The sequence below is a fragment of the Shewanella septentrionalis genome (genome assembly GCF_025370265.1).
GTDB classification, from domain to species: domain Bacteria; phylum Pseudomonadota; class Gammaproteobacteria; order Enterobacterales; family Shewanellaceae; genus Shewanella; species Shewanella hafniensis.
In genome coordinates this window covers 1-1,225 of the sequence record NZ_JAMTCC010000111.1, presented here as the reverse complement: position 1 = coordinate 1,225, position 1,225 = coordinate 1, and the positions used below count along the sequence as shown (strand labels likewise).

Sequence of the window (1,225 nt, the reverse complement as noted above, 5' to 3'; positions counted from 1 at the left end):
TTTTTGCCAAAGGGATTAGGCAGGGTCAGCTCTATTTCACCGCTGTGAACGTTCAGTACATGGTATAGGGTATCTGAGCCCAGGTAGAGCTTGCCATTAAGGTAATGGGCCGACAGTAATTTATGATTGACGGTAAACTGCTTTTGCCGCTGACCATCTTCCAGTGAAATAAGATAGATATCGCAGTGTTTATAGTCTTCGCTGTTTTGCACATGGAACAGCCAGTCATCGCCGAAGAAACAGCGACGATCATTTACCAGGTCGGCGCGAAGATCATTATAACGGTATCGCCAGCGCTCATTGAGATTCTCGTCACGGGAAACAATTTCATTATTCGTGTCCCAGTAGAGTACCCCCCTGTGCACCATGGAATATCCAAACTCTAACTGCTGACAATCTTCAGGACGATCTTCATGAAACCACGTGAGGCTTTTTTGACTGTAGTCAACAGAATCCTTTTTAAAGACCAGAACACCGAAATTTAGTAATCGAATCTCCTTACCATATTGCCCAACAAAGGTATCAACCTCGGTTACACGACCATCGGGCAGTGCACGGTAGCATCGTTCGTATAATTCACCTTTTTCAAGCTCTGTCAGTGAGGCGGAGAAATAGCATTCAATATGACGCTCACTCCAAGACTGCGCGTAAACACCTGCCTGAAACTGACAATATCTATAATCTTTACCCTGTAGCCAGCCAAAGTGATCCAGTCGAAACCAAACTCTTGCTTGGTCCGCATGACTACTATGTGACCATGACGGTAATGGGATAAAATATAAGCTCACTGCCACTCCTTAATTATTCGATCTTTGCACTGATTTCCACAAAATCAGTGCTTTTTAACTCTTGAATAAACTTATCAAAAATTTTATCGTCCGCTTCAGACAGCAAATCCATCCCCATGCCTTTCTTTAAGGCTTCTCGATTATCTTCTGCCAACTTGGCTATCTTATCCCGGATAGCTGCAGCACCCCCTGGGTAGTCTGCCGCCCTGGCGTCAAAAGACCAACGGGTGCAACATAGTCCCTCATCTGCCTTTAGCTGCACCAGGTCTTTAAATAACTGCCCGGTGTCCTCGGCAAAATCATCGTCCGCTGCAAATTTAGACTTAATGGATTTGGGCAATAGTTTGTCAATGTTGTCGAGCTTCCACGCCTTCTTCTCATACCTGATCAGATTATCACCGACCTGCACCACCAAGTCATAATAACGTGCCCCAACA

The 1,225-nt window shown here is 45.1% G+C and carries 2 protein-coding genes; both read right to left on the bottom strand.

All coding sequences use genetic code 11. From position 1 onward, the window contains the following. Positions 1–788 (bottom strand): hypothetical protein (locus NE536_RS22760; RefSeq protein WP_261274117.1); only part of this gene is annotated, 788 nt, incomplete at its 3' end. 13 nt (positions 789–801) lie between these two features. Next, positions 802–1,225 (bottom strand): hypothetical protein (locus tag NE536_RS22755; protein ID WP_261274116.1); only part of this gene is annotated, 424 nt, incomplete at its 5' end.